This window comes from Falsiroseomonas sp. RANM36 (assembly GCF_056682175.1).
Map to the genome: position 1 here is coordinate 260,940 of NZ_JBWXTD010000002.1, position 3,983 is coordinate 264,922.

Genomic DNA, 3,983 nt, shown 5'->3' on the forward strand with positions numbered 1-3,983 from the left:
GCCGCGCGGGGGGGGGCGCCGCGGGCGCGCGGGCGCGGGGGGGGGGGGGGCCGCGGGGGGGGGCCGCCCCCGGCGCGGCGACGCGGGTGCTGAACCAGGCCGAGATCGACAGCCTGCTCGGCTTCGACGCCGGCCCCGCGCGCGAGCGCGCGATGTCGGGGATCGAGCGCATCATCTCCTCCGGCCTGGTCGCGTATGAGCGCCTGCCGATGCTGGAGATCGTCTTCGACCGCCTGGTGCGGCTGATGACGACCACGCTGCGCAACTTCACCTCCGACAATGTCGAGATCTCCATCGACGTGATGGCCTCGCAGCGCTTCGGCGACTACCTGAACTCCATCCCGCTCCCGGCGATGCTGGCGGTGTTCCGCGCCGAGCAGTGGGACAATTACGGCCTGATCGTGGTGGATTCCGCGCTGATCTATTCGGTTGTGGACGTGCTGCTCGGCGGGCGGCGCGGCACGGCGGCGATGCGCATCGAGGGCCGGCCCTACACCACGATCGAGCGCACCCTGGTGGAGCGCCTGATCGGCGTGGTGCTGGGCGACCTCAAGGCCGCCTTCGAGCCGCTCTGCGAGGTGGATTTCCGCTTCGACCGGCTGGAGGTGAACCCGCGCTTCGCCGCCATCTCCCGCCTGTCCAACGCCGCGGTCGTCAGCCGCATGCGGATCGAGATGGAGGATCGCGGCGGCAGGCTGGAAGTGCTGCTGCCCTACGCCACGCTGGAGCCGGTGCGCGAGCTGCTGCTGCAGCAGTTCATGGGCGAGCGCTTCGGCCGCGACAGCATCTGGGAGACCCACCTGGCCGAGGAGCTGCGCCAGACCGAGGTCGCGCTGGATGTCGTGCTCGACCAGCAGGTGATGCCGCTGAGCCAGGTGCTGGGGCTGCGCGTGGGCGACCGCATCCTGCTCTCCACGCCGCCCGGCGCGCCGGTCTCGCTGCGCTGCGGCGAGGTCGCGCTGTTCGAGGCCGAGCTCGGCCGCCGCGAAAGCCGGCTCGCGGTCCGGATCGACAAGGTGCGGCCGATGCCGCCCATCCCGACGGAGGATGCCGCGTGAGCCTGCTGGAATGGGCGGCGCATGCCGCGCTGCTGCTGCTGCTGCTGCTGGTGATCCCCTTCGCCTGGCGGCTGGAACGGCGGATCGCGGTGCTCCGCAGCGCCGGCGGCGACCTGCAGAGCGGCGCGACGGAGATCGCGCGCGCCACCGAGGCGGCGGAGGCGGCGCTGGCGCGGCTGCGCGCCACGGCGGAGCAGTCCGGCCGCGCCGTCGCCGAGCGTGTCGCGACGGCGGAGAAGCTGCGCGACGACCTCGCCTTCCTGACCGAGCGCGCGGAGGTGCTGGCCGACCGGCTGGACGGGCTGGTGCGCCGCGCGCGGCCGGCCGCGGGGGATGCGCCGGCGGCGCCCGCCGTCGCCGCGCCGGACCGCGCCGCGCGCAGCGAGGCCGAACGCGAATTGCTGCGCGCGTTGCAGGGCCTGCGCTGAGATGCCGCGCATCGGGCTGCTGCGGCTCGGCATCGGCGCGGCGGCGCTGCGGGTGTTGGTGAAGGCCGAGCGGCTTGTCGCGCCCTTCTTGGCTGCCGCGCCGAGGCCGGTCGCCTCCGCCGCGGCACAGGCCCCGCCCGCCGCGCCGGCGCAGCAACCGGCCGCGCCCGCCGCACAAGCCGAGGCGCCGCCGGCGCCGGAGGCCGCCGCGGAACGCGCCGTGCTGGAAGCGTTGCGCGCCCGCCGCGCCGAGATCGAGGCGCGGGAGCAGGCCGCGGCGCAGCGCGAGGTGATGCTGGCCGCCGCCGAGCGGCGCCTGATGACGCGCGTGGAGGAGCTCACCGCCCTGCAGGGCCGGCTGGAGGCGCTGGAGCGCGAGCGGGCGGCGCGCGAGGATGCCGGGCTGCGCGGCCTGGTGAAGCTCTATGAGGGGATGCGCCCGCGCGACGCGGCGGTGATCTTCGACGACCTCGAGATGCCCGTGCTGCTCTCGATCGTGGACCGCATGCGGGAGGCGAAGGCGGCGCCGGTGCTCGGCGCCATGCGGCCGGAGCGCGCGCGGGCGCTGACGGCGGAGCTTGCGCGACTCAGGGCGGAGCGCATGGAGCAGCAGGCGGCGCGGCGATGATCGCGCATCGTCTTCGCGATGCGTTCACCGACGCCGCGCTATCTCCGCCGCCGGGGCCGCCGAGGGCGCGGCGTCGGGCAAGAGGGTGAGCGGATCGCATGGACAAGCGCATGTCCGTCCTGATCGTGGACGACTACAAGACGATGCTGCGGATCATCCGCAACCTGCTGAAGCAGCTCGACATCGAGAATGTCGAGGAGGCCTCGGACGGGGAGGAGGCGCTCAGCAAGCTGCGCGCCGGCAATTTCAACCTGGTCATCAGCGACTGGAACATGGCGCCGATGACCGGCCTCGACCTGCTGAAGGAGGTGCGGGCCGATCCCCGGCTCAGGCACACGCCCTTCATCATGATCACCGCCGAGAGCAAGACCGAGAACGTGGTGGCGGCGAAGCAGGCCGGCGTCTCCAACTACATCGTCAAGCCCTTCAACGCCGAGACGCTGCGCGAGAAGATCGAGAAGGTGATGGTGCATGCCTGACGGCATCGCGCCCGGCGCGGCGGACGCGCCCACCGCCGACAGGATCGAGAAGGCCGTGCGGGAGGTGCTGGGCAGCATGGCGGGCGACCTGACCGCGACCGAGGCCGCGCTGCTGGCGGAGCTGGAGGGCCTCGGCCGCACCGTCGCGCGCGCCAAGCAGGAGATCGCGCGGCTCAAGGTGGACGACATCACCGGCAGCCACATCCCGAGCGCGACCGACGAGCTGGACGCGATCGTGGACCACACCGCCCAGGCCACCAACGAGATCCTCGATTGCTGCGAGGTGCTGGAGCAGGTCTCCGGCCGCGTCGGCAAGGCGGAGGCGGAGGCGCTGCAGGGCGCCATCACCCGCATCTACGAGGCCTGCAGCTTCCAGGACATCACCGGCCAGCGCATCGGCAAGGTGGTGACGGCGCTGAAGGCGATCGAGGCGCGCGTTGCCGACGTGACGGGCGGCTTCCTGGAAGGCCGCGCCGCGCCCGACCCCGAGGTCACGGAGGGGCGCCGGCTGGCCGAGGGGCCGCAGCTGCCGGGCGCGGGCGTCAGCCAGGCCGAGATCGACCGCCTGCTGTCGGAGTTCTGATCGCATGCGCCGCGCCGGCCAGCTGCTGCTGATCCTGCTGCTGCTGCCCCTGCTGCCCTTGCCCGGCGCGGCCTCGGCCGAGACGCGCGTCAGGATGCGCGTCGGCGATCATCCGACGCATGGCCGGCTGGTCTTCGACTGGCCGGAGCGCATCGGCTACGCGATCGAGGAAGCCGAGGGCAGGCTGGTGCTGCGCTTCGCCGCGCCGGCGAGCTTCGATGCCAGCGCGGCGCGCCGCCCGCCGCGCAACATGCGTGGCATCGCCGCGGAGGGCGACACCGCCCCGGTCACGCTCGCGCCCGGCGTGCGCGCGCGCGTCTTCCGCCTGGGCAACCGCATCGTGGTGGATGCGCCCGACGCTGCGCGCGCCGCACCGCGACACGCCACGCCGCCGCCGCAGGCCGCGCGGCCGATCCCGCCCGCGCCCGCGTCGCCGGCCGCCGCGGCGCCTGCTGCACCCGCGGCAGCCTCTGCACCCGCGCCGGCCATCCCGTCGCAGCCCGTTCCGGCGCAGAACGGACCGGGTCAGGGCGTGCCGGCGCAGCCCGCGACGGCGCCGGAGCGCGCCCCCGCGCCACCGGCCGAACTGGCGCAGGCGCCGCCCGCGCGCCCGTTGCAGGCCGCGCCCGGCCGCGTGCTGGTGCCCGCCGCCGCCGAGGTCGGCGCGGCGCTGCTGGCCCGTGGCGATGCGTGGCTCCTGGTGCTGGACGCCTCCGTCGCGCTCGACGCCGCCGCGCTCCGCGCCGGCCCGCAGGCCCGCCCCCAGAAAAGCCCCCGCGCGCCCCCGGCGGGGGTGCGCCAGCCCCC

5 protein-coding genes and 1 pseudogene are annotated in these 3,983 nt (G+C 74.8%); all 6 read left to right on the forward strand.

Annotated features, from left to right (window positions below):
* The coding region (gene fliM, locus AC1MIR_RS02145) for a flagellar motor switch protein FliM (protein ID WP_480026539.1) at positions 1 to 1,058 on the forward strand (1,058 nt) is incomplete at its 5' end.
* Positions 1,055 to 1,486: a DUF6468 domain-containing protein gene (locus AC1MIR_RS02150; RefSeq protein WP_480026540.1), complete on the forward strand. Its 432-nt coding sequence runs from the start codon at positions 1,055 to 1,057 to the stop codon at positions 1,484 to 1,486. The genes fliM and AC1MIR_RS02150, both read left to right, overlap by 4 nt.
* A gap of 1 nt (position 1,487) precedes the next feature.
* Complete coding sequence (locus AC1MIR_RS02155; protein WP_480026541.1) at positions 1,488 to 2,114, forward strand: MotE family protein; 627 nt, start codon at positions 1,488 to 1,490, stop codon at positions 2,112 to 2,114.
* 110 nt (positions 2,115 to 2,224) lie between these two features.
* Positions 2,225 to 2,593: a chemotaxis response regulator CheY gene (locus tag AC1MIR_RS02160; RefSeq protein WP_480026542.1), complete on the forward strand. Its 369-nt coding sequence runs from the start codon at positions 2,225 to 2,227 to the stop codon at positions 2,591 to 2,593.
* Positions 2,586 to 3,176, forward strand: coding sequence for a protein phosphatase CheZ (locus tag AC1MIR_RS02165; RefSeq protein WP_480026543.1), 591 nt, complete (start codon positions 2,586 to 2,588; stop codon positions 3,174 to 3,176). The genes AC1MIR_RS02160 and AC1MIR_RS02165 overlap by 8 nt, the downstream gene beginning before the upstream one ends.
* 4 nt (positions 3,177 to 3,180) lie before the next feature.
* A pseudogene (locus AC1MIR_RS02170) lies at positions 3,181 to 3,983 on the forward strand (hypothetical protein); the annotation flags it as partial.